Origin of the sequence: Paenibacillus sp. FSL R10-2734, from assembly GCF_037963865.1 — a bacterium.
Lineage (GTDB): Bacteria > Bacillota > Bacilli > Paenibacillales > Paenibacillaceae > Paenibacillus_AQ.
Map to the genome: position 1 here is coordinate 215289 of NZ_CP150170.1, position 26240 is coordinate 241528.

Sequence of the window (26240 nt, forward strand, 5' to 3'; positions counted from 1 at the left end):
ACTATTACAAATTACATAAAACATATGTAAAAAATAGCCTCCCCGTTAAGGAAGGCTCTTAGTCATGAACTCTTTGATATCCTTCAACGTAATCGAAAATGACCGATCAAATGCAGCACCACGAACAATTCCGATAAGCTCACCTTTATTATTTAATAATGGCCCTCCGCTGTTACCGCTCAACACCTGATTATCGCCCATGAGATTGTAAGATTCCCCTGTATCCCATTTGCAACGCTGGATTGGATTAAGTAACGTACCCTCACTATATGACCACATAGCTAATCCGTGTGGGTTTCCGATGCTCATAATAGGCATGCCAGCATACAAAAGGGATTCATCCGCGAGGACAAATCCCTTAGTGTCAGTATTTATTTTTAGTAGCGCTAAATCTTTAGTGTGATCTGATGCGATCAGCTCAGCATCAAACTTTTGCTTATCAAAAGTGTCCACTACAATGCTGTCGCTGCCTGCAATGACGTGTTCGTTCGTAAGGATATAGCCTCCGTCCAGCAGTGCTCCGGATCCAAACGTTAACGTAGTTCCTTCGAATCTCGTTTCTGTTACTCCTACCACATGCAATGTCTTACTGCGTGCCGTTTCAAGTTGAGATTGTAACACTTCGCTGTGTGGTTCGTTGTAATTGTAGGCGTAAGATGGGGATGAGAGGAATAGAGTGGCGAGTAACAATAGAAGTATTTTTTTCATTTTGTGTGTCCTGGATTGTTCTTCACTAGTTCGAAAATGCCCGTTGACGCTAACCCAGCAAATGCACCAGCCCAAAGCCGCGGCACGGTTTCGAGGTCGGTGAAGATATATCCGAAGTATCCAACCAGTAGCCCGATCACAAGGCCGATGATAGGGATGAAATTCTTCGGGATGCTGACGGTAGCCTTAACCAGCTGCAGGAATGCCAACACAATAGCGGCCAGCACAGAAGCGAACAGCATAACTTGATTTAGCATGTCATTCATTGTTAAACAGCCTCCTTTGGATAAATGAGTACACGTTTGGTGTTAACAGCATCTGGATCTAGGAACACACTCTTGACTAGTCCAAGACTATGAAGGTCAACAGACTTGATGTAACTGGTCTCGTTTATGATCTTAGTCTCGAGTACACCACCGTTGATCACGATAGACTTTTTATCAAACAGACACGTGTTGATGCCCAGAGTGTTAAATGATTCTCGTGCAGGGATCCAGCTGCGTCCTTCGATCAGAAGACCCAACAAATAGGTATTGCCTATGACGATTTCTACTGGATACATTCCGGACGGAAGCACAACGGGTTTGGTCGGATCAATGTACGCCCTACCGAAGAATTGACACCAACCACGCGCTATCTCTTCAGCACACTCTGATCGGTATGCATCGGTCATTAAGAGTTTCGCTTCGTCAGGGTTATCCATAAACGAGCCTTCTATTAATATCCCTGGCATCTTAGCCTCGCGAGTGATGTGTAGGTTATTGGTCTTCAGCCCACGGTTGAACAATGGAGTGCCCTTTACAAGAAACTCCTGTACGTCCTGTGCGAGTCTCTTTCCTTCTTTGTATCCAGCACGGTAATAAATTTCGATCCCTTTCACTTTGTTGTTCCACACGTTTCCAGCAGCGTTAGCATGGACCGACACTATGCCATCGGCTGGTTTACCGAATCCATTAGGTATCGTGTTGTTAGCCAAATCTGTACGCGTTTTTAGTGGTATGTCTGCATCTCCAGCAGACACATGCAGAACATCAAAGTTATTTCTCTTCAAATGGATGTTAAGCTTATCTATAACTGCACGGTTAAATTCATTTTCCTTCATATAAGTACCGTCCGGAAATAGCGGTGTACGTTTACCTGCGGTTTCCATTCCATGGCCATCATCAGTTGCTATTAGTATCTTTTGTTCGTTCATCTGGTATCGCCCTCCCTGGTCTGTGACCTCCTGTGATAAGTTCGATAATGTAGTTGAGTTCTTCCGATCCAGTCTCTTTAATTGTTTCGTACGACCATACAATTTCGTCGGCTGCCATTTTCGCCCACCTAACAATTCGATTTGGTTCGTCGCCCATCTTCGCCAGTCCTCGTTTTCATCTGCTAGATATGGGAAGTGTGCGGTCAGGAACTTTTTAAACATCTTCATTCCTGAACGTTTCCCAAATAGGTAAAATAGGTAAAACAAAAGAGCCTCCCATTTGAGAGACTCCATGTTCTTTAGTAAGTAATAAGCAATTTCATACAGCGTCTCGAGTACACTCCACAATAGTTTCACCGCCGTATAAAAAGAGATCCTTCACTTCGGGCCCATGAAAAAGCAGTATCAGATATAGTAATTCATCCGATACTGCTGATTGTTTTAATTCTATTTCGTCAAATTCAATCATTAGTTCACCTGCAATCCTAATTCTTCTTTGACTTCATCCATGTATTCTTTGCGGACATCTTTATAAATTTCTTCGAGTTGTGAGATATATTCCTCATCAGTTCCGGATTCAATCTCCATTACACGATTGATTATTTCGTTTCCGATGTCCTCTTGAAGCTTCTCATAACGCTTAAGAGGTATTTCAATTGTCACAGAAACGTCATTTTCGTCCTTACCTCTCACCTTTTTCTCTGGCGCTTTAGGTGCAATAGAGTTGTCACCAGTACGTTCCATGAGATCAACGATAAATGCAGCTGCTGAAGTATAGTTGGCCACTTCTGATTTATACGGGTTTAGGTATTGACCCTTAATACCAGGAGCGTTCATTTTATTCTGACCTAATGTTGTCTTGTTGGCTGGCAAGTCCTTCGAAAGACCCGGAGTGCGTGACTGGAAGTAACCTTTCACGTCTGCAACGAGTCCATTATTATACGGTGTCTTGCGTGCAATCGGATCTTGTCTACGTGCTTCCTGTGCCAACATTGATGGTGAGAAAGATTTAAAAAACGATTCTGCCAATCGTGTTCCAACTCCTGCAGCCTTCTCGCCTTGAGTGCCGCCGTATGAAGGTTGGAATACATCCTGCACACCTTTGAGTGTAGACATTCCGAATAGTGAACCTCCCGCACCTACAGCCGTTCCAGATATACGCTGATCTAATTTTCGACCTTTCAAATCACTAAATTCTGCACCGATAGCTAATGGGAATGCAACCGGTTGGAGTTTATTGTAGTCAAAAGCTTTGTCTCCTTTTTGATATTTAGCGGCCTTTTCTGCGGCTTCGGATCCTTCGCCGTTTAGAAGTGCACTGACATACCGTTGTAGAGCTGACGTATTAAAACGATATTTACCTTTACCTGCTTGCTCACGGATGTTGTCGGCGTTCTTGTCTCCGCTGTCATTGGCTCCAGTGATGATACCAAGCTGATTAAGGTAGTAACCGACTGCGGACAACCCAGTTCCAGTCAACCCGAGTGATAACGTACGTATTGCTTCACGCTGACCCACAGCAGACTTACCAGACAATTGCATAAGTCCTTTTATAATACCGCCTGGGGACATCGTGAACGCTGTAGAAGCGATATTAACTGGTGTACGAACAAATGGGAATACCGCATTAACAGCAGGTTTAACCAGAGGTGGAGCTGTATTTAAAAAGTTGGCAATTTTACCACCTGTAGTGTCACTACGTTGGAATGTAGCGTTCTTGGCGATCCGGTCAGCTTGCTCTATTGCTGCCTCTGATGGATCATTGATAAATTTACGAATATGCTTTTTTATTCCTTCTTTATCGCTTCGTTTAATACCATTTTCCAAAGCATCAAGGAATCCTTGCTTCTCCAGTTCACCCTTATAAATGGCTGAATAAGCAGCATAGTCAGCGCCTTTAGCTACAGAACCAAGCGAACGCTCTAACAGGCTCAGTGGGTTGTAAAGGCTCTTATAGGTAAGTCCGCGAATCTCATTAGCTCCTTGTATTCCTGCTGGATTAACGCCTTCCCATCCTGCCTTAGCACCTATCTTCAGACCTTTGAAGTAATCAGCCATGAACTTAACTGGATTACCACCATATAACGTAGTGGTTCGCGGATGTTTCATAGCTTTGCTTAATGTAGCATCAATCATAGCCCCAAATACGTCAGCTGTGCGTCCTGTAGTTGCCATAATCGGTCCGGATATGGCGTTAATTGCTTGTGTACCTGAGTTGTAAAGCATGGCAATATACCGCAAGGCGTTTACTTTATCCATTACAGATGATTTTTCGTAGCTGTTGAGGATTTTTTGCATGGACATATCTGCTTTAATCTTGTCTGTACCTTGCAGCTCGGTCAGGCTCTTGGCTAGTTTTCGCAACGAATCAATGTCATTCGGCGTTACTTTTGGATTCGCAATCACGTATTTTTCAACGATTCGTTCTTGTTGATTCATACTAGCCTTACCAGTTATTCGTTTAAATGCATTGTCAGCCTTGATAAAGTCACCTTCAATAGATCCTTTAGTAACGCTACCCACGAGATCCTGAGCCTTTTCAAACACTTCTCTAGCAATAGGTTTTATATCTTCGCCAAACAGCTTTACAAGGTCTTCTACGTATGTCTCAGCCTTGATAATACCCTTACCAACCTTTGCCGCGATCAATATAGAGTAGTCGATCCATTCCTCTACAGGTAAGCTATTCAATCTCCCCTTGCGCTTGTTGATACGCGCTTGCGCAGCCTCTTCCTGCGACTCTAAAAATGACACAACTTTGTCACGTTTACGCGTATCATTCAATTCTTTAGGTAGTTTATTTTTCACTTCTTTTGCCTTCGGTTGAATCTTTTGTTCAGCATTCTTGATGTAGTCACCAAGCGCTTTAATATCATTAGCAGTAACGGATTCACCTTTTTCTAAGCGATTAAGGATGTCATTTATAGCGTTCTCTTTAACTCCTGCACCCGTGTTCTCCTGAACTTTAGTGGCTAGTTCTTTGAATTTCGCGCTATCCGCAACATCAACCACCTTGCCGTTCTTTTCTGCCACACGGATAAGATTTAATAGCTGTCCTTCAGGGCTGAGACGTGAGATCAACGAGGCTGCCTGTGCGGTCTGTCCTGCTTTTGTGAGGTCTTTAGCTAGCTTATCGGCAATAGACAAGGCGCGTGCATGCTCTCCAACTTTGTCTAGTTCCTGCATGACTCTGTAGCCTGTAGAGATATGTTCAGCGCCGCCAGATTGATTCATGAGGAAATCATTTTCTGCTTTAGATAAGTTTTTGATGTTTTCGTTAGCTTTGGCAACTGTATCAACGTTTTTCTGAATTTCGTATGTCTGATCAACTTTTTCGATTCTGCCTTTTAGTTTGCTTGAAATGTTTTCGCTATCTTTCATAGTTTTGTAGTTACTGTGTATGCCTGTTGTCTTTTCTTCATAATTACGTTTTATATCTGTAGACACTGAAATCTTCTTCGCTTCAGTTTTAATCTTCTTCTTTTCTGTGGTTTCCGACACTTCTTTATTGGCTGCCTTTGTTTTAAATTCCGTCTTCGGCTTGATTTCTGTCTTTATTTTCGGTTTCAGTTCGGACTTATAAACAACCTGTGACTTAGGTTTAACGTAAGTGGATACCTTTGGCGTTTCCTCTGGAAAAGCTTTTGCTTTGTCATACTGTCCACTGAGTAAGTAATCAATATCCTCTTGTGGAAGAAATCCGCCTGCATTCACTTTGTTTTGAATCTGTTGCTCACGAGACAATTCTTGTACAGGTTTACGAATGACAGGTTCTTGATAAGGTGTAGGTTTTACAGCGCTGACGTTTTTGTTTTTAAGTTTTCTTTCTACGATTGGATTATTCGGTTTATTTTGTTCCATGTTTTTTACTGCAAGTTCATACGTTTTCTTGTTTGTCAATTTAATATCTGGATCTGATTTCAAACGTTTATACTCGTCTATAATAGATTGTTGATAACGAGTTTCTGCTAATGGGTCAATCGTTTTTATCGCTTCACGACCAGCTGATTGTCTGGATAATGATGCAGAAACGGTTTCCGGCGTAGCTTCATTCAACTTTAAATTATATGGAGAGTATATTGTTTCACCAGATGGCGTTGTTTTAATTTCTCCCGATAATTGTTTTCGTACAGTACGTGAATTTGCTTCTGGTAATGCTAATAGTTCCGGTGCAATATCTGCAATTTCTTCATCAGCAACCCCGCTTTTGCGGAACATGTTCAGAAGGGATGGGATTGCTTCACCCAGCGCCGTTCCTGCACCACCAAGCACACCACCTGCCGCGGCTCCATATAGAGCATTACGCATGATTTCACTACCGCTATCTTGCCCTTGTTGCAATCCAAATCCTACGCCTTGGAGCCCACCTGCTAATCCTTCTGTTGCCGCAACCCGTACGACATTATCAGAACCAGGAATAACTTTACCTGCACCTTTTAATACGGACTGTCCGATCTTACCAGATAGCGCCTTTCCAGTAGCATCATAGGTGCTGCCGATAATTCCTTGACCCAATGGAGCCCCTGTAGGCGTGATAAACGGTGTCACGAGGTTATTGATAACATCCGTAACCTTATCGACTGTCTTATTCCCTGTAGTGTCACGACTTGTCACGCCTGAATTACCTTGGAACGACCGTGTGATTGCCTGTCCAATCGGATTACCTTGAGTGGCATAGTTCATAACGTTGGCGTATGCTTTAACTGCTGCCGGGGCGTTGTCATTTGCAATCTCTTTTTTTGTAGTCTCATACTGCGATATTCCCGGTATCTGTGAAGCGTTAGCAGGTCCGCCGCCCGTTTGTTGCAAAAGGGAAGACGCTGGGACTTTCCCTTTTAATGTGGATTGGATGCTGTTATTCAGCTTTCCAGTTAGCAAATCAGCAGCCGGGAGTTTACCTTGTAGTGGTGAAACTGTCTGTGCTTGTTTCGCTTTCTGCGCGGCTTGATCATCTTTGAAGTCAACGGTATTTTGCGTAGTTTGTGGCTTCTGCTGAACGGTTGCAGAGGTAGTTGTAGGGCTGACAGTAATGTTAGGCTTCAACACGCTGGATAAAGTGTCCTGGAGTACCTTACTGGACATTTGCGCTTCAGGAGTTTTTATTTCTCCGCTTAGTTCTTTTCGTCTTCGAGCGAGGTATTCTTCGCCTGTTTCAGTTGTATTTTTATTTTGCCCGCCTTGGAGTTCTCTTCGTCTTCTTGCTAAATATTCCGCGCCTGTTTCAGCCATACTTTCACCCCTTACTTAGAAAACTTTTTGTAATAAGTGGTTACACCGTTAACCCAGTAATCATTAAGACCGTTCGGATCATTAGCAGCTCCGCTTGGTGCGTATTTCTTCTGTATCGCTTCGATAGTAGTCAATCCTTTGTCGATGTAGTTACGTTTAAGGTTAGATGCCATCTTTTCAATTCCTTCCTGAATACTGGAGAATGTCATTAGACCGTTTTTCCCCATCATTCCACCGACATTATTTTTCGTTTTAACAGCGTTGCTAGTACCGTTTCCTGTCTCATGTACAGCGATTGCCGCAAGTAAGGCAGGGTCTATTCCATACTTTGCACCTAGAGATGCGAATATATCACCCGTGTTCTTAAGAGAACCACCTAGACTACTGTTTAGTTTAGCCCCACTAGCTGTTGCCGTAGGGCTAATTACTCCCCCGGCGTTGGTACCGGAACTCCTTCAGGCCATTTCAAACCACTGGATTTAATCGCTCTGTATTGTTCATAATCTGAAAGCCCAGATGTTAAGATATATTCTTCTACTTCACTTGGATTACTTACTACCCCTTTTTTGTCGCGCTGAATGATCTTCTCGATGTTCGACTGGTAATCTTCATATGTTTTTCCTGCTGGTTTAGCGGCTGTTTCTTGCAGCTTCTGCAACTCTGCCTCTGCTGTCAGTACCTTCAACTGGTCTAAACGTGCATCCGTATCGGATTGATATGGAACTTTACCAATTTCAGCTACAGTTTTTCTAAGTTGTTCCAGCTGTAACTTTTGCTGTTGAGAGTAGTTGCTTGCATCAATCTGTTTCATTTGAAGATCAAGCGCTTGTGCTTGGTTCGTTGCGCTGTTTGGATCCGTCAACTGTGTAAACTGGTATGCAGCAGTGTCGTTGCTGATCTTTCCAGCCGCAATTTGTTGTTGAAGTTGTTGAAGCTTAAGTGCTGACTGTTGCGGATATGTGGAAAGGTCAATTTGAGCGATCTTATTCGCAAGTTCTTGGCTCGTGTTGGAAAGTAGTTGGCCTGCAACTGAAGCATCATTAGCCTTTCCTTGCATCGTTTGCTGTCCGTTTAATACTCCGGTCAATCCTGCTACTTGAAGGTTATACTGTTTATCCGCATTTTCAAGTTCAGCAGCCTTAGTTGCGATGTAGTTTCCTGACTGATTACGGAATGCATTTGCTTGGCTGTATGCCGCTGCTGTTGCGTCCGTCAACGCCTCTTGCGTGTAGTGATCTTCTACGCTACGGTTTCGATCTATTTGTGCTCCGCGGAAGTTGGTAGATCTATCTCTATCGGATGGGGCATTGTTCTGGTTAAAAACATAGTCCTGTACAGCGCGATTATCCTGATTAACTCCATTTGTATATGCGTATCTACGGTTAAGTTCCGTTTCTTGCGACTGTGCACCAGCTAACATTGCAGCAAGTTCGCGGTCATATGCAGCTTGTGCGAGTGCATTGTAATCCTTACCAACTGTTTCAGTCGCTGCCGTTTCTTCTGGTGAGTAACTTTGACCGTTTTGACCGTTGATATATGCTTCTAACTGTGAAGCGTTCATACCCTTAACCTTTGCCGCGAGCGTAGGATCAAGCTTTGCATACGATGGAGTGGCATAGGCTGCGGCGCCTTTTTTACCAGACTCATACTCTTTTTTGAGGTAGAGGATATCGTTTAGCGTCTGGCCACCCTTAGCAACATAGTTGGTATTTGGTGCTGCTGCTGTTGCAGGTGCTGATCCAGCGCTTGGTGCTGGTGTTTTAGATGTTGCTGTAGGAGTCATTGTCTTAGTTGCTGGTGAAACTATCGTACCTACAGTCGGAGCACGTGTTATTGATGCGGCTGTTGCTGGTGTAGTTGCTGGGACACGTTGACCGATGGTGTTGGTATTGCGTGCTGCCACTGCACTGGCTGGTGCTGCAACGGCATTTGTTGTTGGCCTAGGAGTAGCCACCGTTGGAGTTGGTGCTTTTGATGCTGTTATTGTTGGCTGTGGAGAATTCTGTACGGCGGCTTTAGGCGCGTTACTCACTGGATTCGCTGCTAGTGACTGCCCTGCTGCAAGTTTAGCTTTAGCTGCAGCTTGCATCTGTTCAAGTACTGTTGGCATGAGGTGCTCCTTTCTAAATGCAAATAACCCCCGGATGGTTACCGGAGGTTTTATTGGTGTTACAGTGTATATTCCAATTATTTAACAATATTGCTTTCGATTCATGCTTTGGACTTGGCTTTTCTGTTTCCTTCCATGTAAGTTAAACAATAAGAAAATACCATATATAACAGTACAATTATAGGCAATTTTTTTCTAGTCATATTGTCTCCTACCATACCAAGCCCATAATTCATTCCCGCATTTCCTAGTGCAACATGTCCTACAGCAGTTACTACACATGCATATAGATATAAACATAGGGCACAAAGCATTAGAAATTTCCTTGTTTCTTTCCTCGACAAGAATAACAAAATGGCTACCACGGTCAATATGATGGATAATAATGATTCTAGTGAAGAAAGCCTATAGTTTACCCAATTATCATAGTTAAACGGAAAAGGAGCAACTACTAAATACGCAGCTGAGAAAACGGTATTAATTAATCCAGTTATTCCCGTTTTATAAAAGACTAAAGCTATTGCTCCGATCACAGACAGTACCATCATCTTCATTGAACGTTTGTAGATAAAGTAATATCCCAATGTAAACACGATAGTGTATGGTCTAAATATCGTTGCTACAAACATTACGACGATAAACCAAAAATACTTCTTCTTGATCAAAAGATAAAGCGCTGCAAACGATATGCATATATTTGTAATGTCCTTCGCAAAAGTTGAAGACCAATACATAAATGATGGACTTGCTAGAACTCCAAACACAATTAACGCTGTATAGAGATTTTTGTCCTTAGAGTTTATTTCGCTGTACTCTTCAATTATTGATCTATTGGCTTTAAAAGCAAATTGAGCGAGCGAGACCAGCATGACTGTATTGAAGATTACAATAATCATCCGATTATCTGAACCAAACAAATAATAGAAAGGCATAAAAAACATTCCGAAAGAAGGATAGATAGAATAGTTTAAAGTCAACTTGTCCTTTACATAATCGAGATAGCCATTAAAATCGTTAATCTGGGCCAACATTTGTGCGTGATATCTTATCTCATCTGATCCCACGATAGGATCCATGGAAAACCCGTAATAAATTTTACCGAACACCAGCACCAAGAAACCAAAAAAAATAATATATGGTTTAGCGGGCCATTTATAAGCGATAAGCAGTATTACGGATACTATTAATAAAGATACAAAATACGCAGTATCACCATCACCCTTGAAAAGGAAGCGTTCAATTAATAAAAATCCAATTGCAAAATAGAGATAGTTGATAATCTTCACCGGAGTAGTTACGCTCCGTTTTAATTCTATTGTGCTCATTTCCATAGTTCCCCTCATATATATTAGATTTCCATCATAACACCCCCATTTTAATCCATCAATAATATAAAGACGCTGTAAACCAAAAGAATAGTTAACGTACGTAGTAAATTTATATATTAGTTTGGCGTAGTTCCGAATGTTCCATCGTTGTTAAAGTTACCAGCCCCAAAATTTGTGCTTGTCCCAGAGTTGAATATACCACCTACATTACCGGATAGTCGGCAGTTATTATTCGAGACGAAATTACGATCAGAAGTTGTGTCAGCTATTTCAATTCCATACTTCGGTTTATTGGTATTAGCCCCAACTCTAACATTATTGTTTTGAACATTGTTGTAGTCTGAATTTGAGTACACTTTAATGTTAGAATAAGTATCTGCCGTTGCCGTTCCGTTCCCTTCACATGTATTCGATGATATATCGTTACTGTGAGAAGCGGATAGAACCGAAATTCCATGATACCCGTTGTTATTTACACTTAATCCAGTCACAGAATTACCTGAAGAAGTGACAAGAGAAACACCAAATTGCCCACTCTTCTCTATCTGACCACCATTTATAACTGATTTTTTCACTGTATTGGATAATCTCAAACCATCCGTTGTGTTTGAATATGAGTAACTATCAGAAAAAATGTGTCCACCACCGCCACCAGCTAGGATACCGATTGCGGCATTTGAGTATGCTGTATTTTGAGCCGATGTACAATTAAATGAGTTTGTGAAGTGAAATCCGTTGATTCCGTTATTATACGAATAGTTACCTATTAATTTTACGCCCTTTACCCTTGAATCATCCTCTGTAGTACCTACTCCAGCCGATAGGAATCCACTTCCAGCATTATTATAAAAACGGCAATATGAAATTATAACCTTATCCGCTACGTGTCCATTATCCGGTTCAATATCCAAACCAGCTTGTGGAGCTGTTCCACTGGTATAACAAAAATCGCAATTAACTACAGTAACTCCATCTACCCAAGCGATAGTTAGACCTTGACGTCTATTATTGCTAGATATGCACTGTTCCATATAGACATTCTTTGATGGTTGAGTTGACGATCCCCCGATAATTAAACCGTCACCCCAACAATCATTAAATATCATGTTTTTTATGACAACATTTTGTGATCCCTTGCATGAAATACCATATCCCCATTCTCCGGTACTTCCAGTATGTCCAGCCCTATCACCTTGAATAGTTCCACCAGTGATAGTGATGTTTTTCTTGTTCCATATGCTTATTACGTTATATCTTCCGGCAGAGTTTGGAATAGCTCTGATAATTGTATCAGGTGACAAAACTACGTTAATATTATCAATTAGTGCAATTCCACCGATTGAATTATTACTATCTGTTGTAGTGTCTATCATAAATATTCCATTTGGAAATAATAGAGTACCTCCACCAACAGAAGCCAAATAATTGATAGCAGAATTAATTGCTACCGTATCATTAGCACTTCCGTTTCCGACTGCTCCATATGATCTAACATTTATCGCAATATCCTCTAACTGTTCATTAACCAATCCAAATTTGTACTGTATCCCTGCATCAGATATAGGATATACCAGTGAAGGATCAAGCTTTCCTGCTGTGACTGATCTATCTGCCAATGCTCGGGTGCTAACTGAACCATTAGATAATTTAGCTTCCGTAACTGAGCCATTTCCAAGCTTCGCCGTAGTAATCAGTTCATCCATTAACTTTTGTGTGCTTATCGTACCATCTGCAATCTTGGAAACTGTCACAGAAAGTTCAGCAAGTTTGGAATTTGTAACTGAAGCATCAGCTAATTTAAGCGTTGTTATGATTGCATCAGCAAGCTTCTGAGTAGAAATGGTTCCGTCTGCAATCTTGGAGTTAACCACAGCTAACTCTGCGATCTTTTGTGTAGTGATCGCCAAATCTCTGATCTTCGGAGTAGTAACAGCTCCATCAGGTACGCCGATGATCGGACCAATAATGAAATCGTAGAATGCTTGCCAGTTATCGTTGATCGTTTGTACCATTGCCACAACTGCGCCATCTACTGCAACAGGTGATGCTACAGTTCCCGGTGTAGTGTTCTCATATAATGGTGTTACTGCTCCGTTAGGAACATATCCAGCAGCCATGTGCTTCCCTCCCTATCTTGCGTTTCTATTGCTTGTTGTTCCTAGAAATTTTTCTTTCAAGATAATACATGGCTCATCTCGATTGTTACGCCATCTTCTCTGAAAGTACTTTGCTTTTTTATGGACAACAAGTCGTTTAGCATTGTTCGTATTATCCGTGTATTCCACATTCGCCCATTGACCCTCTGACCAGCTCGTTTTGTCCCACACAAAGATTTCATTGTGTAATGCCTTATCCATCGTGACAACGCCAGCGCCATAGACAATGTAGATGTCCAGTGAAGACTTTTGATTAAACATCTGCGCTTCCGTCAGATAGTAATGAAGGTATGAGTTATCTCCGGTGAATTCAAAGTTTATCAATCCACTGATTACATCGAAGTCTACAAACGTTCCAGTGGTCTTACCACGTTGATTCCAATCGCTGTATAAGTCCTCTGAGAAGGCGTGCACGTGTCCGGTAGTTGTACCCTTGTAAACTGTGCCATCGAACGCTGTCATGGATGTAACAGTCCATGGAAAGCGCCATAGATACCACTCTTGATTGCGAGTGTCATATATGAACGCATAATGTGCGGTATCACGATTGATGTTGAGGATGAACTGATTCTTTTGTGAATCAAAAAAAGCCACAGCCGCCGATTTTTCGGCATCCGTGAACCCGTATTTGTTGAAGTCGATTTTATCTTTCATGAGTAATCGCGTGCTGTATTGACGTGTTCCGTTGGTTTCAACGCTGTTTACTCCAGTATCGAATATCTCATGTACGCCATCATCTGAGAGATAGGCAATAGTTTGCTGACCCTCCGGATACGTGATCTTGGCGAACCCTCGTGATGAAATGTTACCGTTACTGGTGTTTAAGTATTGGTCTGCTTTGAATGGTACATTTGTAGACGTTCCACTATCCGTAACTTCTCCACTTATCACTCCCCAACCCCTGCGCATAGGGATAAGGCATAATCCGCCAAAAGAAGTACCGGAGCCAGTTACATAATCATTGTCGCGCGTGAAACGGAATCTCTGAGTTTGTTCTGGAAAGTAATCGTAATGGTATCGTTCGGAGTACCAAATAAGATCTGTTCCATCACTCACAAACACATGACCAGTAAACACCCAAATGTATTTTATTCCGCGTGCATTAATGACTGATAAAGTGTTAGGTGGCAATACTTCAGATGGGTGATCTGGTGCTGGAACCACATCTTTCACTTGCGTACCATCATATTGCTTAAGATTTCCACCGTCCGTCAGCAATAGATTAGATACGTCTGCAAAGTCCGTGTACCCTACACCGAATACATTGGAGTTCACAAAGGTATTCGTCATGGTCTGAGCTGTCAGTGCGTTAGCGGAATACTTGTACAATGTATTCCCCGATACAGCGAACAACTCAGGCGCTACGCTCGATGCTGTAGCCTTGTATACGAGTAGGTTAGTAATTGCAGACCCTAGCGCACTATCGGTCACAGGAGCCGTGCCGGGACGCTTTCCAATGGTGTCATTTGACTTCATTTCTGCGTCATAAGCGATTCTTTGTGATCCTTGCGGTAATTGGGCTGGGTTAAGGTCGTTCCGCATCCCTAAGGATGGCAATACTTCTAAGCTAAATTTAGGCTGGGCCATATCGCCACCTCTTATTTTCGATTTCTGAATAGTTGAGCATTCGCCAGACTTGGTACGTAACCTCCGCTTGATGTGCCACGCCCCTCAATGTTTGCCTGTACAACCACTTCAAGGTGACTATCTGCAAGTGAATAGTAGTGAGCTGCTAAGTCCTTGCTATCGTCTAGCGACTCCACAATGAGTGCAGCAGCGTAGTAGCATAACCCCATTGATCCAGCGTCTGGAAACTCAATCACCGTAGTCATGGACGTTATTGGTGTTGGATAGGCAATGTATTGAAGGATATGTGTACCTCCCGGCAGTGGGTTTGTAGCTAAGGCATATCCTTTAATGTGGATCTCTGTGTTGCTCGACTCTCTCCACCATCCACGTGAATCTGCGAATGACACGCGTTTTTGCATGTCACGACCTAATGGGTCAAGAATGCGCAATGGTGCGTACATATTAGCGATGTTAAGACCACGTTTGAAGGTTACATAACCATCTGTGGTGATCTCCAGTTGGTCGCTGTCCTTGCATTGATACGCAATACTTGCGAGTTTACGTAGTGCGTGAGACATGTACTGGAATAGGTAAACGTTCTGATCACCATCGTTAGCGCCGATTTCCTCGATGTAGGATGCGCATAGCTTCTTGATGGTTGGGAGTAAATCACCTGCGGTCATCACCAGTTCACCACCGTCCTACCTTTGCTAGACTTGTTTTTACGCTGCATGTCTTGCACAAAGTTCGTTTTACCATCTTGCCAACGATTTAGATAACGATCTGATAACGTTTTGTCTTGAATATTCAATGTCGGCAACAAAAGAATCATCCCAGCTGCATAAAATGACAATAAGTCGTGATACTGAGAGTCTATTTCTGGAACATCATTGTTGTTAACGAGTCTAATAGCATACTTGTAAAAGTAGTGCGTAAGCGTTCGTTCCTCTTGAGGTACTGGCTTGATAATGATTTCTTTACCTTCAATCGAATACCCGTATTGGTTGGATGATATATCCACCAAGCTGTAAGGGATGATGCAATTGTCACTTTCGATATATAGTAGTTCTCCAGGAGACTTAAAATCATCTGGTAGCGCATAGCTATTAGTTCCAGTAACCACGTCGATTGTTTGAACTCCTCTAAGGCGAGCTCCTTCTACTAACTGGTTTAGCGCATCATTTATGAGATCATCCATATGGTAACTGTCCGTATACATTCCGCTGGTAGCTCTGAATACTCTTGTGCGGATCTCTTCCAATGTCGGCATTTAAACACCGCCGTTCACATATTTTGTAACGCCGCTTTCGCGTCCATAGTCATACGCATTAGTGAAAGCTTCCTTGGATTCACGAGCAAAATCATGAGATAACGATTCAATGAATGCTGCTTCTTCTCGCTCAGCCTTTTCTTCTGCTTCTTTAATTACTTGCTGTGCACTGAATCCAGGTGCATGAATCTCGCGGATTCTGGTATATACCCTAGCATCCATGGTCGGAAGTCCAATTTGCGGAATCTTCATGATGGCCATCTCCATAACTCCATCCATTACCAGCCATGTTCCATCTTTAGGGTTCCACATGATGTATAGATCAGGATCATATTCCTGTAATCGTTGTTCGATATTGTTTATGTCGTTGAGAAAAACTCGTTGATATCCTTCTGAATAATGTCTGTTCATAGATCCTCCTAAAAAAGAAAGAGGGCCGAAGCCCCCTATAGTATTAATAACCAGATGGAATGTTGATGTCTTTCAAAGCTGCATAAGCGTTACGAGCGTGGCACACAACTGTGTAATACCAGAAAGCTGTTGCTTCGTACTGAGGGCTGTTAGCTACACGACTGAACATCGAACCATCCTCTTCCATCCAATCAAGCGCAGATGTTTGGTAAATGTTCATGTCATTCCAGTTACCAGCGTAGATTTGTTTGTCAGGCATATACTTATCTACGACCATTGGCATACCATCGAATTCAAGGGCAGTATATCCACCTTCAAGTTGCATTGGGTTAACGTATCGCTTGTTAGCTGTCAACACAGCCTCATATGCAGCACGCACGCCATGTCCGGCAGACAGCCATTCCACTTTTTTACCGGATGCCAAGTCTACGAAGTCTACGAGTTGGCGAAGGAGAGCATCTGAGATTGCACGACCAGTTCCTGCAGGACTTCCGGACAAAATAGTAGCTTTCCACCACGTATGAATAGCAGGATCGAGAGTTTGAAGTGTAGCCGTATCAGAAATGATACCGGATAGACCCATTGGATCAAGGTTATAAGTCCCTTTTACTACTGGAAAGTCTGTTGCAGCTGTCGTTACTGCGGCACCATCTACTGTAATTGTCTTAGCTACAGGGTTGATGGCTGTTACTGTTCTTCCTGCAACCGATACAGTGCCGCCAGTATTCATAATATCGATAATCATGCCAATGAAAAACGCTTTAACGTTATCGACTTTAAGTGTATTAACGCCTGTATTAACTTCAAATGCTGCCAGTTTACCAGATCCATCACCGAAAAATGCACGTTGTACATAGTTTTTGGTGTCTGTGATCAAACCATTAACTTCTGCAGTCATTTCTTTAACGTAAGTAGTGGCATCTTTCTTCGTTGCTTGGATAGCTGCGTTAGTCACTTGCAAGCGACCATGCACATATCCAACATTACCTGTTGAACTTTTGTATTGTTGGTTCCCTGCTGTTGGTAGTGTTCCGGATTCTGTTCCAGATCCTACACCAGAGTTACGTCCAAAGTGGTGAGGGACAGAAAAGTTTTTTCCGCCGCCGTTAAGCGTTTCAACCTTTTTCATCAGCATCATGATAAAATAGTTAGCGCCATTGTTTACATTTTCCCGAACCTTAGGAAGATAATCTATCTTCATTGCATCTTCTAGTGTTTTTAATGATCCTGCCATTTGTCATTTCCCCTTTTATTGTGATTGATTTGCTGCATTCATCCTCGCGACAATTCGTTCGTTAATATCTTTCCAACCCATCTTGCTAGTGTCTTCAGTGACTACACCCGGAGTACCGGATCCTTCTACACGTGGAGCCGACTTGCTTTGGAGATATTCCTTAACAGCCGTTTCTTTAGCTGTCGATAGTTGCTGTTCCAGTTCATCAGCACGCATTGCCTTGTGAGCAAGATTGAAGCTTTTCTCAGGGTTAGCAGGGTCGTAGGTGAGTTCATTCTCAACCATGAATGCATTGAGTTTTTCTGAATCAACACCCTTATCCTTGGCGAATCCCTCTAACGTGCTGAAATATGTTTGAATACGCTGTTCTTCCTGCTGTTTTTCTTCCAATTTGTCAGCTTTTGCGGCCTTTTCTTCCAGATATTCGAGCTTCTTTTGCATATCCGGTGAAATTTCGTTAGCTTCCGCTCGATTTTGGAGTCTGCTCATCTCAATCTGTTCCTTGAGTGTGAGCGCATCGGCACCGTTAATCTCCTGCAGATATTGGCTGAGCTCTTTATGAGTGTCATAATCCTTGTATTTCTCAGCAGTTTCGCTGTCCCATTTGCTACGTTCAGCAGCAAGGCGCTTAGCGAATGCTTTTTCGAAGTTGTTCTGTTTCTCAGGTTCGGCGGCAACCTGTTCTTCTACGCCCGTTTCAGATTCAGATACCGTTTCCGGTATTTCAACTTCTGGTGTTGCAGTTTCAGTTGACACCTCGGCGGCAGGTGCGGATTCTACGCCCGGATCTTCGTCAGCAAATAACTGTAAATCTAGTATTAAACGTGTCTTCATGATTGTTCTCCTCTCTATGCGGCGACCATAGATCATTAACGCCCGACAAATTAACTACAGATAAAAGGGCCACCCCTGCACTGGGGAGGCCCTAAAATTGTTTGATTATATACATTCTGTTATGGAGTTTCTAAAGCTGTTATTCTTGCAGCAAGTTCGGCGAGTATCCCCTGTACATTCGTTGCTGTTCCTGGGGATATTGCAGTAGAGGTTATGGTTGTAGCAGTATGAGTATGATTACCAGCAGCGGCATTAGCTGCAGCAGACCCGATTATCAGATTTGATGTGCCTGCCCCAATTGCTGTACGTGCTGCGGCACCATCTGCAGCTGTAAGAACCGCCTTACCCACTGTAGTAGCATCAGTAATATCATTTGCTTTAACACTCATACCTTCGATCACCACCCTAACTTTCGTTTTTCCGTCATCGTCTGTAAATACTTCTGCACCCATACGATCCCTCCTACATTTGTCTCATTCCAGCTGCTTGTAAGGCTGTCTGAGATTTAATTTGTTCACTCTGCACCTTAGACTGGTTGTCCATCGACTTTAGCTCCAAAGCCCTATCATGTTGTGCTGATGCTTCATTGCTCTTGCTTTCCTGCTCAGCCTGTTGAGCTTCTGCCTCTGCTTGTTGCTGTGCAATGATAGGTTCTTGTAAGGCTGCCTCATGCTCTGCAACGTGTGCATCTATGAGTTGTTGCATTGCTGGCGGCAATCCTTCGTAATCGCTCGACTTGCGCAATATGTTGTGGTTGTAAATGTGTATCTCATGATCATAAAAGTCTCGCACGATAGGAGCGCCTGGTATTGGTGGCGGTGGTTGCATGCCCATCTGTGAAGGATCAAATCCCTCCTGCTGTGCCTGCATAAACTTTTGTTGCGCTTGAAGCATCATCTGGACTTGTTCGTCCTCGGCCATCTTCAAGAACGTTTTATTCTCCATCTTGGATTTGTTCTCATCCAACTGGTTCTGCTCAAACAACTCTGTGGAATCTCCAAGACCCATCATCTTAAGGAAAGTGCTTGGATCTGGTGCACCTTCTTTAGTGACAATGGCTCCAGCATTCCAAAGCGTCATGATGCGGTCCTGCTGAGCTGACTTCATCTCTGGTAAGCTTGATCCTTGAACGATATTGATATCTTCCTCACCGCTCAAATCAGAGCCCATGAAGCTTACCAACTCAATTTCGTTGTCCGGTCCTAGTATTCGGCTCATACGTTCCTCAGTGTAGTGTTTCTTCATGAGACGCAGGACGCGTTTTAAGACCTTCTTCATTCCACGTTCATAGTTCTGCGAGTTAACAGCCATCTTCTCATTCTCTTGCTCAACCATGAGTTGTAGACCAGACGCTGTATCTAATCCTGCTGGTAAACTACCAGTTGCAATTTCCCTAGCTCCAGACATGTCATCAATCAGTCGGTTGTAATACTCGATGATACGATCGAAGCCATTCGGAACATCAGCACCAGGTATGCGTTTCACTTCACCGCCAGATGCTGCGTTGTAGTAGATAATCCCACTGATTTCATCGTTCAAGTCTTCCTCATCCACGCCAGATCCAAGAGGTACAGACCATTTAGTAGCGCCCATCTTCTTCATATTGGTGGAGAACATGGTTAACGCAATGTTTAACCCGCGTTGTATTGGCAACATTGATTCAATGAAAGCCTTGTACTTCACACTGCCAGGTATTGGGATATCCCCAAACAGGATATAAGGACTATCTCCGGCGTTTTCATCGATGTCTAAGAACTCTGTACGGGTCGTGGTGACCTTCAACCCTTTCGGGTACTTCTTACATGGATTCATCCATAACTCGCGTACCATGACCATATTTTTGTTCTTACGCGTGGTGTCATTGCTACCTCCACTAATATCAAAACTTGGAGCATAGGTGACGGTTTCATCAGCGGTAACCTCTTTGCCGTACTTGTCATTAACGTAATCAATGTCACGTGGTTTCTCTTCCACGATCCATCTAATTTCATCATCTGTGGTGGCAGAAGGATCAATATATAAAGTCAATGGATCACATACACGTAATTTGATCTCACCAGTATTTAGTGGATTCTCACCAGCCTCTTTCCATTCCTCATAGCCAGGATCACCCTCTGATGGTCTGATATCATCACCTGATTCGCTGTCGAAGAACACTTTAGCAGCGCAATATGACTTAACGTTTCCGTTGAGGAATATGTCACGCGTCTTCAGGTCCATATCCTCGGTATCCCACCAAGCGTGTATAAACTTGGTCGCTGCCTTAGCGATCTCTATTCGCGTCTGGTCAGCTGTGTCCGGTGTAACATCGTATTTGATGCGGTTCTTCGTCTGTTTAGCGAGCTTAGTCATGACACGCGGCTGAATCACATTATGAGTAATGCGTTCCTGTCCATCGTGCGGCAGAGCTCTCACAGTACGAGATGCACCATCCCATCCGATCCACTGGTTCGATAGATAATAATTAAGGTTGATGAGTATCTGCTTACGAGTTGAGTTGTCCTCACCCGTTTTCAGCATCTCATCAACCTTAGATATCCACTCTGATTCAGTTAGCTTATTCTCCAATCCGTCACCTCCTCTCTGGTGTTGGTGTTACTCCTTACGTTGTCTTGTACTCTTACCCTTTGGCTTATCGTCGTCTAATGGTGTAACAGTAATCTCATAACCTGGAATAATTAACTCTGTTATCTCAACAGGTAAGAAATCAAATTGTGGGTCAATATCAGCCTTGCGTTCATCCATGTCTTCTAAGGACTCAGCAGGAGCATATTCCAGTGTGTTTCCTATCTCAAGTTTGAAAAGTTTCATTGTTCCAATCGCTCCCTTTCCATTTCCATGTACGCATCCCATGCTTGGTTTATTTCTGGAATACTCATCTTGTCCATCATCAAATTGATAAGAAAATTGTTTTCATCCCACGCAGGTTGATTGTAGAAAGTTTGTCTCATTAGTTCTGACCGTCTCAAAAACAATCTAGTGAGTTCTTCCATCACACAACCTCCAGCGGATTTGTTTCTTTAACTGGCACATTACTAGCCTTGATAATCTTCGCTTCATGATGCTTCAAGTGGTCATATGTGGGCGCCTGTATGCGATCAAGTAGCTGTTGGCGTTCTACATTCCACTTGTCACGTTCGGTTATCCACCTATCGCACAGTTCATCTGCATATTTTCTTCGTCTGCTATCAAGTCGATCGGCATATATGATCTGGATTACAATGATTACTGCCAACGCACCTACAACGTAAATCATACTGCTCTCGCCCCTTTATTTGGCTTTGCTTGTTTTGCTATGTTGCGTCTTACCCTTGCTTCAGGGCTGGTGTCTATATTTTTGTCCAACGGTTTAGTTGGCGAAGGTCTACTCATTAGTCCATAACGCAAAGCGTCCGGAGCATGGTCCAAAGTGTGATCCTCGATATCCTCAGGGTTATGGTCATCAATGATCATTGCTGGTAACGCCTCAATAAGACCTTTGCAGTTTTTGAATATCTTCAGCCTTGCGTTCTTGTACGTTTCTCCTGTTACCGGATCAGTATCGTCAAATACATGAAGCCATTCCCTTACACGTTTCCACCCATTTACACGTTCTTTTGTGGCTTGCATCATTGGTATGCCTAACTCTGCAAACACTTCAAAAGGCGACTTACCATCTGCTTTACCTTTATTCCAGAACGATGTATCGCCCACACTATAACTGATCTTTTCGTTATAAGTGAGCTCATTTGTTTTAGTTGCCTGTTCACTTGATAGCAAACGACTCTTGATAAACTCTCTGTAAATGTAACAATTGCCTTCTCTATCTAGAGCTGCCCATAAACAAACGAATGGGTCGTTATAACCCTCGTCCATCATCCTAAATCGTTTCCAATCTGTAGGAATATCAATTGGTTCAACAACGTGAATTGCCCGGCTAAACTCACTGAAGAATTGACCTTCTAATGCATCCCAATCTCCATCCAGCAATTGTCTTCTCAGTTTGTCTTCCATTGTCAGCAATTTATTTTCATAGTCACTGTCAATATACTGATTGTCGCTGAGCTTAGCAGGTATAAAAATACGACGAGTCGTAACTGGCTGACCTTTGCGATCAGTCACAGGTTGATCTTCGTCGTCTAATTCTTGTATATCATGCGATTGTTCCCACTCACCAATATCTATGAAACGCTTCTTAACCCATACGTGACCAACACCACCCGGGTTAGTAGTTAATTTCATGTGTGGTCGTAAACCATCAGCTATAGCTTTCTGATTCGCTGTACGGTTACGTGACTTTAAATATTTAAACTGTGTATAGGTAAAGTGAGTTGCCTCGTCAATATAAATAATTTCGAATTCTTTACCTTGATAGCGATACACATCATTCTCTTGTTCGCAGTAACCACACCATATGCGGCTTACTGCTCGTCCTGGTATGTTTATCTCCCAAACGTGCTTACTTGAGTTGTATTTGCATATTTCCCTGGGGTACCACTCCAGCATCTTTAAGATGATGCTGCCTTCAAGCTCGCCCAAGGTACGTCTCAGCACTAATATGTTGATTCCCTCGTACTTTACAGCGTTCTTGAACGCATCACCAACAATTGCTGCCGACTTCCCTCCACCTGCTGCACCACCGTATAAAATTTCATCTGCCATATACTTAGGATCAGTTGTGGTATAGTGAAACAACTTTTGCCTATTCTGTGGTTGATAGGGGAACTTAATAACTTTACTCTTCGGCTTTGTCTGGTATCCCAATGCTGATCACCAACCCTCCACCGATGTTCGCTGTTGACTCTCCATTCATGAGCGCCATCTTGTCGTACAATGTTCCGTAGTATGTGGAAATCTGGTTTAACGGTATATCACGTATTCCTTGTTTTGCTTCTTTGATCATACTGTGTCCCAATTCTTGAGCGTCTTCCAAACTCGCCCAAATGCTATCAATCATCCTCTGCTTTTTATCTTCTCGTAATGTCTCAAGCTCATCAGGATCTTCCTTACTAATCTTATCCACTGTTGCCCATGACACCCCAACTTCTTTAGCTATGAGATTCTTAGACTTACCTGTGGTAAGCAGGGCTCTGATTCGTTCTTTACGTTCATCATCAAGGGCTACACCTGCTCCCATTGTGTTCACCTCCAGTAGTAAGTTAAATAAATGATCCCTGTGTATGCTATAAACATTGATGTGTATAAGAGGTATATCCATCTGTCTGATTGCTTCACCCTTATCCGGCCTCGCTTCGCTTAGTATTTCGGTCGTCTCGATGCAGAAATAAAAACAAAAAAAGGCAACGGCGATAACCGTTACCTCTTGCTGTATGTGATCAAGGGCTGTGAACCCAAGCACGCGCCTAACCACCTAAATGATTGCCACGTGAGTACCCAAATTCGCCATCACATCATATATACAATCCACTCAGCCGACCGGGCTATCCCCGATCCTTGGTTATCCATCTGGTGCTGATTGGCTGTTGCTAAAAAAAGTAGCGCCGACCCGTAGCAATCGACGCTGAGTAAGGAGTGAGTGAAGTTAGCAAGAAACAGAGTGGACGGTGACTGCGCATCCAGCCATCAACCGCCCATGCCCATGTTCCTTATACTATAATTCTACCATTTACCCGCATGCATTTGCGTGCAATAAATTGATCTATGCTGACTCCTTGAACTCCCATTCCTTATCAAACATGTGGTCAATGTTATTAATTTCGCGTTCGTCCTCAGTGAGTGGCTGCAAAGCTATTGTGAGTCGCTTAATGGCTTCCTTATGCCACCTCGATACCGTTGCAGGGTCTTTATGCATAATTGACGATATCTCGCTTAGAGTAAGTGTGTTGCGATCTAAGTATTTGCGATTGATAATCTGTCTATGATCATCGCTGAGCACTTCAGCAACAGCACCCTTAACCACGTTTACGATTCGATTATAGCGATATTCATCCCATGAGTTATTGTTTCGTCTCCGTTCGCTGTACACTTTTGGCAATATAATTGATTCATCTCTATGACAGTTGTTAGCTGCATAATCATATGATCTAAAGTTCTTCAACAGTTCAATGACATGGTTACTGTCCATGTTCTCCCTCCTCTTCTATTACTTCCAGGCTACTGGCACTGTATGGTATACCTATATTCATTCCATCTAACGCAACGAATATCCATCGATCTGAAATACTCTTTACCGTTCCCTTATTACCCGACTTGTGAAGTACTCTATCGCCTATTTTCATGAGAGAAAAGCAGCCATTAGGCTGCATCCCTCACTGATCCGAATACTGCTAACTCAAGCGCTTCAAGTCTTTTTTCAACACTCGGTCTTGCCACTTCGCCACTAGTGTCTGCCTGATCCACTCCACTGGTTGCGCTGTTGGTATCTTCATCACGAAAGGCTGGTACCGTTACTGGCTCGTCCTCCACACTGCTATGTTGTGCCATATCCTCATGATTACGTTCTTGCTCTTCGAGGTAGGCGGCGCGAAACGAGGGCGCTTCTTCGCTGGTCACCACCCGGTATCTCCCTTTCTCTAAATACTTAAACCGAATAGTTTCATCCGTCTTCGCGAGTTCTGCAAGGTAATGAGTCCGTTTGATATCATCTTCCCACCGCAGATTGTAAATAACAGGTTTAGCTTCTTCTTCTTTTTTACGCTCTTCATCCAATTTTTCACGCGCACTACGAACATCCACTTCAACAACTTTAGTTGCGTTTACGGCACCGACTGCAATTTCTTTACGGAGATCTTCAAGATGACCATTCAATCTTGCAATTTCTGCATTCGCTTCATCCAGCGCCTTTGCCGCCGCATCACGTTTGCTGATCGCGTCATTGATATCTAATTTAGCGGTATCAACAATGTGCTTCAAAGCTTCGTTTGCTTCTTCAGACTGATTAAATTTCTCCTGCAACACTGCATTAGCTGCTTTCAGTTCCTTGATTTCCAGCAAGTCTACCTTTTTCATCTCAACTACAGCGTTTTGTATAACAGCATTAACGTAATTATAAGATGCCTCTGCCTTTTCTTCTCTGTGGTTGATAAACAGATCCTTGGGATTAATACCTTCAAAGTCCAGTGTTTCCATAAACTTCGCAGCCTCTGCCGTAACTACTTGCAATTCCTCCGCTTTACCTTGTTCTTCTAGTTCCAGCTCAGCGATTCGGTTAGAGACTCGGTTGATTTCGTCTTGTGATTGATTTGTCTGCGTTAGAATCTCCTTGTAATCTCTTAATTCCTGCAACGTCATTTCATAAATATTCACAAAATCAGTCCTCTCGTCTCATATACGTTCAAATTATTGATTATTACCTATATTATACTATATTCACTACCATTATTGTACTATTATCTCTCGATTTCTTCGTTTTTCTTCAACTTTATTTCACGCTGATATTCTCTTCATGAGTCGTTTTTCAACAAATTTAAACTTATCCACTCTAAAGCCAATAGGAGGCTCATACAGCGACTTTAAGTTACGGCGATGTATTTGCTTGTCCAACGTTTTAAGAGTGCCTACACGGGCTCCATATTCGCTCACAAGCTCGTAAGACTCACCTATGTTGATCCATGCCGCCATCATGCGCTTATCTCTCGTATCTGCAAGTCTGGATAAGCATGCATGAATAGCTTTTTCTTAAGTGAGTAGACAGGAGTCTTCATTCCTTTCACATCCTCAATCTCTTGATGACCATCTGCATACGTTACTAAGAAATCTGCCTTGTACGTGATAGCTTGTACACGCTTGCCTGTGGCTTTGTGTTTGAAACCGGGCATTAATACGTATGATGGCTGTAACTCGACCTCTGTGACCTCACCAGTGCGTTTCAGGAGCATTAATTCACGGTACCTCTTGGCTTCAGCGCGTGAGTCGAAGATAATCTCGTCAACTTTCGTCTTTTTCGCTCCGTACTTGCTGCTCATTGTCTTTATCCTCCCTTGGCATATTGATATGAGCGTAGTAAGCAACATACACTACGGGTGAATCACTCCATGTTTGTTCAACTTCCCAATATGCTCCTGTTTCTAAAGGATCTACATATCCAGATATATCAACATCAAATTTGTCAGTTACAAGATATTTCTCCCCAACTTTTGGCGTATTCGCCGGGTCAAACTTTATCCAATTGATCATATTGTCTTGTTCCTCTCTTTATGGGGAGCAGAAGGGATTCATCGGCCCCCGTAAACTGGGTAATTCGGTCGAATCGGAGCC

General features: G+C 42.8%; 25 protein-coding genes. All 25 read right to left on the reverse strand.

From position 1 onward, the window contains the following. Positions 1–45 precede the first annotated feature (45 nt). Entirely contained in the window at positions 46–708 is a 663-nt protein-coding gene (locus NSS67_RS00920) for a serine protease (RefSeq protein WP_339317915.1), read from the reverse strand. Beyond that, a complete protein-coding gene (locus NSS67_RS00925; RefSeq protein WP_339317916.1) occupies positions 705–974 on the reverse strand; it encodes a holin in 270 nt (89 codons plus the stop codon). Before NSS67_RS00925 ends, NSS67_RS00920 begins: the two co-directional genes overlap by 4 nt. Positions 975–976: 2 nt before the next feature. Continuing rightward, the gene (locus NSS67_RS00930; RefSeq protein WP_339317917.1) at positions 977–2131 is read right to left on the reverse strand and encodes an N-acetylmuramoyl-L-alanine amidase; all 1155 of its coding nucleotides are present in this window, start codon (positions 2129–2131) and stop codon (positions 977–979) included. Between the two features lie 240 nt (positions 2132–2371). After that, entirely contained in the window at positions 2372–7132 is a 4761-nt protein-coding gene (locus NSS67_RS00935) for a hypothetical protein (RefSeq protein ID WP_339317918.1), read from the reverse strand. 11 nt (positions 7133–7143) lie between these two features. After that, positions 7144–7482: a glucosaminidase domain-containing protein gene (locus tag NSS67_RS00940; RefSeq protein WP_339320466.1), complete on the reverse strand. Its 339-nt coding sequence runs from the start codon at positions 7480–7482 to the stop codon at positions 7144–7146. A 74-nt stretch (positions 7483–7556) separates the two neighbouring features. Further along, positions 7557–9242, reverse strand: coding sequence for a hypothetical protein (locus NSS67_RS00945; RefSeq protein ID WP_339317919.1), 1686 nt, complete (start codon positions 9240–9242; stop codon positions 7557–7559). Positions 9243–9343: 101 nt separating this feature from the next. Beyond that, the gene (locus NSS67_RS00950) at positions 9344–10567 is read right to left on the reverse strand and encodes a hypothetical protein (RefSeq protein WP_339317920.1); all 1224 of its coding nucleotides are present in this window, start codon (positions 10565–10567) and stop codon (positions 9344–9346) included. A 119-nt stretch (positions 10568–10686) separates the two neighbouring features. Then, on the reverse strand, positions 10687–12687 hold the full coding sequence (locus tag NSS67_RS00955; RefSeq protein WP_339317921.1) for a right-handed parallel beta-helix repeat-containing protein: 2001 nt from the start codon (positions 12685–12687) through the stop codon (positions 10687–10689). 12 nt (positions 12688–12699) lie between these two features. Beyond that, complete coding sequence (locus NSS67_RS00960) at positions 12700–14313, reverse strand: hypothetical protein (protein WP_339317922.1); 1614 nt, start codon at positions 14311–14313, stop codon at positions 12700–12702. Positions 14314–14324: 11 nt separating this feature from the next. Further along, on the reverse strand, positions 14325–14981 hold the full coding sequence (locus NSS67_RS00965; RefSeq protein ID WP_339317923.1) for a hypothetical protein: 657 nt from the start codon (positions 14979–14981) through the stop codon (positions 14325–14327). Continuing rightward, on the reverse strand, positions 14978–15565 hold the full coding sequence (locus tag NSS67_RS00970) for a hypothetical protein (RefSeq protein WP_339317924.1): 588 nt from the start codon (positions 15563–15565) through the stop codon (positions 14978–14980). Before NSS67_RS00970 ends, NSS67_RS00965 begins: the two co-directional genes overlap by 4 nt. Then, the gene (locus tag NSS67_RS00975) at positions 15566–15976 is read right to left on the reverse strand and encodes a 2,3-dihydroxybenzoate--AMP ligase (protein ID WP_339317925.1); all 411 of its coding nucleotides are present in this window, start codon (positions 15974–15976) and stop codon (positions 15566–15568) included. Between the two features lie 43 nt (positions 15977–16019). Continuing rightward, complete coding sequence (locus NSS67_RS00980; RefSeq protein WP_339317926.1) at positions 16020–17210, reverse strand: phage major capsid protein; 1191 nt, start codon at positions 17208–17210, stop codon at positions 16020–16022. A 15-nt stretch (positions 17211–17225) separates the two neighbouring features. Then, a complete protein-coding gene (locus NSS67_RS00985; protein ID WP_339317927.1) occupies positions 17226–18044 on the reverse strand; it encodes a hypothetical protein in 819 nt (272 codons plus the stop codon). Positions 18045–18163: 119 nt separating this feature from the next. Continuing rightward, positions 18164–18496, reverse strand: a complete 333-nt coding sequence (locus NSS67_RS00990; protein WP_339317928.1) for a hypothetical protein — start codon at positions 18494–18496, stop codon at positions 18164–18166. 10 nt (positions 18497–18506) lie between these two features. Next, complete coding sequence (locus tag NSS67_RS00995; protein ID WP_339317929.1) at positions 18507–20612, reverse strand: phage portal protein; 2106 nt, start codon at positions 20610–20612, stop codon at positions 18507–18509. 27 nt (positions 20613–20639) lie between these two features. Continuing rightward, complete coding sequence (locus NSS67_RS01000) at positions 20640–20855, reverse strand: hypothetical protein (RefSeq protein WP_339317930.1); 216 nt, start codon at positions 20853–20855, stop codon at positions 20640–20642. Then, positions 20852–21037: a hypothetical protein gene (locus NSS67_RS01005; RefSeq protein WP_339317931.1), complete on the reverse strand. Its 186-nt coding sequence runs from the start codon at positions 21035–21037 to the stop codon at positions 20852–20854. The genes NSS67_RS01000 and NSS67_RS01005 overlap by 4 nt, the downstream gene beginning before the upstream one ends. Then, the gene (locus tag NSS67_RS01010) at positions 21037–21300 is read right to left on the reverse strand and encodes a hypothetical protein (RefSeq protein WP_339317932.1); all 264 of its coding nucleotides are present in this window, start codon (positions 21298–21300) and stop codon (positions 21037–21039) included. Before NSS67_RS01010 ends, NSS67_RS01005 begins: the two co-directional genes overlap by 1 nt. Beyond that, positions 21297–22787 carry a phage terminase large subunit gene (locus NSS67_RS01015; protein WP_339317933.1) on the reverse strand — a complete coding sequence of 497 codons (1491 nt, stop codon included), beginning with the start codon at positions 22785–22787 and terminating at the stop codon, positions 21297–21299. Before NSS67_RS01015 ends, NSS67_RS01010 begins: the two co-directional genes overlap by 4 nt. Continuing rightward, on the reverse strand, positions 22759–23382 hold the full coding sequence (locus tag NSS67_RS01020; protein WP_339317934.1) for a hypothetical protein: 624 nt from the start codon (positions 23380–23382) through the stop codon (positions 22759–22761). The genes NSS67_RS01015 and NSS67_RS01020 overlap by 29 nt, the downstream gene beginning before the upstream one ends. A 300-nt stretch (positions 23383–23682) precedes the next feature. Beyond that, positions 23683–24108 (reverse strand): hypothetical protein, encoded by a 426-nt coding sequence (locus tag NSS67_RS01025; RefSeq protein WP_339317935.1) that lies wholly within the window; start codon positions 24106–24108, stop codon positions 23683–23685. Between the two features lie 170 nt (positions 24109–24278). Beyond that, positions 24279–25274, reverse strand: coding sequence for a hypothetical protein (locus NSS67_RS01030; protein ID WP_339317936.1), 996 nt, complete (start codon positions 25272–25274; stop codon positions 24279–24281). A gap of 329 nt (positions 25275–25603) precedes the next feature. After that, on the reverse strand, positions 25604–25948 hold the full coding sequence (locus NSS67_RS01035; protein WP_339317937.1) for a DUF1064 domain-containing protein: 345 nt from the start codon (positions 25946–25948) through the stop codon (positions 25604–25606). Further along, the gene (locus NSS67_RS01040; protein WP_339317938.1) at positions 25911–26159 is read right to left on the reverse strand and encodes a hypothetical protein; all 249 of its coding nucleotides are present in this window, start codon (positions 26157–26159) and stop codon (positions 25911–25913) included. The genes NSS67_RS01035 and NSS67_RS01040 overlap by 38 nt, the downstream gene beginning before the upstream one ends. Between the last annotated feature and the right edge of the window lie 81 nt (positions 26160–26240).